General features: G+C 56.9%; 4 protein-coding genes. All 4 read right to left on the bottom strand.

What is annotated here, in order from left to right; translation table 11 throughout:
* On the bottom strand, nucleotides 1-631 hold a 631-nt coding region (locus tag RR877_RS09950; RefSeq protein ID WP_332628100.1), incomplete at its 3' end, for a GTP-binding protein.
* Between the two features lie 242 nt (nucleotides 632-873).
* Nucleotides 874-2,988, bottom strand: coding sequence for an elongation factor G (gene fusA, locus RR877_RS09945; RefSeq protein WP_105657667.1), 2,115 nt, complete (start codon nucleotides 2,986-2,988; stop codon nucleotides 874-876).
* A 69-nt stretch (nucleotides 2,989-3,057) separates the two neighbouring features.
* Nucleotides 3,058-3,528 (bottom strand): 30S ribosomal protein S7, encoded by a 471-nt coding sequence (rpsG, locus tag RR877_RS09940; RefSeq protein ID WP_096256908.1) that lies wholly within the window; start codon nucleotides 3,526-3,528, stop codon nucleotides 3,058-3,060.
* The gene (rpsL, locus tag RR877_RS09935; RefSeq protein ID WP_013349694.1) at nucleotides 3,528-3,902 is read right to left on the bottom strand and encodes a 30S ribosomal protein S12; all 375 of its coding nucleotides are present in this window, start codon (nucleotides 3,900-3,902) and stop codon (nucleotides 3,528-3,530) included. The genes rpsG and rpsL overlap by 1 nt, the downstream gene beginning before the upstream one ends.
* Nucleotides 3,903-4,091: the final 189 nt, after the last annotated feature.

Below are 4,091 nucleotides of genomic sequence, written 5' to 3'. Positions count from 1 at the left end.
TGTCGATGTCACGCTCTGGTTCTGGGATGTAAGAATCCAGAGTTTCAGCCAGTTCTACAATCTTAGCTTCCCACTCGGCTTCGCCTTCCAGCGCTTTCAGCGCAGAACCGCGGATTACCGGCGTATCGTCGCCCGGGAAGTCGTACTGAGACAGCAGTTCGCGAACTTCCATCTCCACGAGCTCGAGCAGCTCTTCGTCATCAACCATGTCCGACTTGTTCAGTGCAACCATCAGGGTTGGAACACCAACCTGGCGGGCCAGCAGAACGTGCTCGCGGGTCTGAGCCATCGGGCCATCGGTAGCGGCAACAACGAGGATTGCGCCGTCCATCTGAGCAGCACCGGTGATCATGTTCTTGACATAGTCAGCGTGACCTGGAGCGTCTACGTGTGCGTAGTGGCGCTTCTCGGTCTGGTACTCGATGTGCGAGATGTTGATGGTAATACCGCGCTGGCGCTCTTCCGGTGCCGAGTCGATGTTAGCGAAGTCGCGCTGTTCGTTCAGGTCTGGGTACTTGTCAGCCAGAACCTTGGAGATTGCCGCGGTCAGAGTGGTCTTACCGTGGTCAACGTGACCGATGGTACCAATGTTGACGTGCGGCTTGTTGCGCTCGAACTTTGCCTTTGCCACAAGTTCCTCCTAGAAACATTTACAGAAGACATTCTTCGTCTGCGCGGTTCGCAAACGAACTAGAAATAGTCTACTGGGGGCTTGGATAATTTAGGAAATTCCGGTCCTCTGCGGGGCCTGCATTGTGATGCAAATCCCTCGTTGGCCGTTTGCGGTGCCGGCTCCGTTTTTCAACGGAACCGGCCCGCGATCGGCCACTTCCCCGCTAAGGGGGTCACGGCCAGGTTTTTATACCGAGACGATTACTCGCCGCGGGACTTCTGGATGATCTCGTCGGCAACTGCCTTCGGGACCTCAGAGTAGCTGTCGAAGGTCATCGAGTAAACTGCGCGACCCTGGGTCTTCGAACGCAGGTCACCAATGTAACCGAACATTTCCGACAGTGGCACACCAGCGCGGATGACCTTGACGCCAGCAGCGTCGGACATCTCGCTGATCGAACCACGACGGGAGTTCAGGTCGCCGATAACGTCGCCCATGTACTCTTCCGGGGTACGGACTTCAACAGCCATCAGCGGTTCAAGCAAAACAGGGTTAGCGCGGCGTGCGCCTTCCTTGAATACCTGCGAACCAGCGATCTTGAAGGCCATTTCCGAGGAGTCGACATCGTGGTAAGCACCATCGATGAGGGTAGCCTTGACACCGACCAGTGGGTAGCCTGCGAGGATACCGTACTGCATTGCGTCCTGGATACCAGCGTCAACGGATGGGATGTACTCACGAGGAACACGACCACCGGTCACGGCGTTCTTGAACTCGTAGGTGACGCCGTCAACAACTTCCAGAGGCTCGAACGAGACCTGGACCTTGGCGAACTGACCCGAACCACCGGTCTGCTTCTTGTGGGTGAAGTCAACCTTCTCCACAGCCTTCTTGATGGTTTCGCGGTATGCAACCTGTGGCTTGCCAACGTTTGCTTCCACACGGAATTCGCGCTTCATGCGGTCAACCAGAATGTCCAGGTGAAGCTCACCCATACCGCCAATGACGGTCTGGCCGGTGTCTTCGTTCAGGGACACGGTGAAGGTTGGATCTTCCGCCGACAGCTTCTGGATAGCGGTCGACAGCTTTTCCTGGTCACCCTTGGTCTTTGGTTCGATGGCCACAGAGATCACTGGATCCGGGAAGCTCATCGATTCGAGAACGATTGGGTGGGCTGGATCACATAGGGTGTCACCGGTGGTGGTGGCCTTCAGGCCGATCACAGCGTAGATGTGACCTGCGTGGATCTCGTCTACCGGATTCTCCTTGTTGGAGTGCATCTGGAAGAGCTTGCCTACGCGTTCCTTCTTGCCCTTGGTGGAGTTCAGCAGCTGTGCGCCGGACTCTGCCTTGCCGGAGTAAACGCGGATGAAGTTCAACTGGCCGAAGAACGGGTGAGCGGCGATCTTGAACGCAAGTGCCGAGAACGGTGCGTCCTCCGAAGGCTCGCGGGTCAGCTCAACTTCTTCGTCCTTCGGATCGTGACCGATGGTGGCGCCAACGTCCAGTGGGTTCGGCAGGAAGTCGATGACTGCATCCAGCATTGGCTGAACGCCGCGGTTCTTGAAGGCCGAACCACAGAATACTGGGTAAGCTTCCGAGTTCACGGTCAGCTTGCGGATGCCAGCCTTGAGTTCCTCAACGGAGATTTCTTCACCTTCGAGGTACTTCTCCATGAGCTCTTCGGATGCCTCAGCGACATCTTCAACCAGCTTGGCGCGGTACTCTTCAGCACGCTCAACCAAGTCGGCAGGGATTTCGCGGGTTTCGTAAGCAGCGCCCATGGTGACGTCACCCTTGGAGTCGCCTTCCCAAACGAATGCCTTCATGGACAGCAGGTCAACGACACCGGTGAACTCGGACTCGGAGCCGATTGGCAGCTGCATAACCAGCGGCTTGGCACCAAGGCGCTGGATGATGGTATCTACGGTGAAGTAGAAGTCAGCGCCCAGCTTGTCCATCTTGTTGACGAAGCAGATACGTGGAACGTCGTACTTGTCAGCCTGGCGCCAAACGGTCTCGGACTGAGGCTCAACGCCTTCCTTGCCATCGAAGACGGCAACGGCGCCATCGAGCACGCGCAGCGAGCGCTCCACCTCAACGGTGAAGTCAACGTGGCCCGGGGTGTCGATGATGTTGATCTGGTTCTTGTTCCAGAAGCAGGTAACAGCAGCGGAGGTAATGGTGATACCGCGCTCTTTTTCCTGTTCCATCCAGTCGGTGGTCGAAGCACCGTCGTGGGTTTCACCGAGCTTGTGGTTCACACCCGTGTAGAAAAGGATGCGCTCAGTAGTAGTGGTCTTACCGGCATCGATGTGAGCCATGATGCCGATATTGCGGACCTTGTTAAGGTCAGTAAGCACGTCCTGTGCCACGTTGTCTCCCTATAAGGTGAGGCCGGAATTGCTGGGCATCGGTTGATGCCCAGCTTTTCCGAGCGGTTCTTACCAGCGGTAGTGTGCGAAGGCCTTGTTGGACTCGGCCATCTTGTGAGTGTCTTCGCGACGCTTCACAGCGGCACCCAGACCGTTCGATGCGTCCAGGATCTCGTTCATCAAACGCTCGATCATGGTCTTCTCGCGGCGAGCCTTCGAGTAGCCAACCAGCCAGCGCAGAGCCAGTGCGGTTGCACGGCCTGGCTTGACCTCAACAGGAACCTGGTAGGTAGCGCCACCGACGCGGCGGGAACGAACCTCGAGGGCTGGACGGATGTTGTCCATAGCCTTCTTGAGGGTCGAAACAGCGTCGGCGCCGGACTTTGCTGCGGCACCTTCGAGTGCACCGTAAACAATGCGCTCTGCAGTGGACTTCTTGCCGTCTACGAGAACCTTGTTGATCAGCTGGGTGACCAATGGGGATTCGAAGACTGGATCAGAAACTAGTGGGCGCTTTGGCGCCGGACCCTTACGAGGCATTACTTACCATCCTTCTTTGCACCGTAGCGGGAACGAGCCTGCTTACGATCCTTCACACCCTGGGTATCCAGAGCACCACGAACAATCTTGTAGCGAACACCTGGAAGGTCCTTTACACGACCACCGCGAACGAGCACGATGGAGTGTTCCTGCAGGTTGTGTCCGACACCTGGAATGTAAGCGGTCACTTCGACGCCACCGGCAAGGCGCACACGTGCGACCTTACGCAGAGCCGAGTTTGGCTTCTTCGGGGTGGTGGTGTACACACGGGTGCACACGCCACGGCGCATTGGGTTGCCCTTAAGGGCAGGGGCCTTGGTCTTGACGACCTTAGGCGAGCGGCCCTTGCGGACCAGCTGCTGAATAGTAGGCACTTTCGTGTCCTTCCATTGTCTAAGTTCTTCGGCAACACGACGAAAACGCCTAAGCCTAGAAAAGTTTTAGCGCTTCGCAATGTAGCTAGCTGCTTGCTTTACCGCGCACTCAGAATCAAAAGTCCCTAGGCGTGCGAAAGTGTGGCATTCGTTGCGCAACCTACCCGCAACCCGGACGGAGTCCATTTT

It is taken from the genome of Aurantimicrobium sp. (genome assembly GCF_036667855.1).
In the GTDB taxonomy this organism is placed as follows: domain Bacteria; phylum Actinomycetota; class Actinomycetes; order Actinomycetales; family Microbacteriaceae; genus Aurantimicrobium.
Note: the sequence above shows the minus strand (reverse complement) of the source record. Positions and strands in the feature narration are given on the sequence as shown.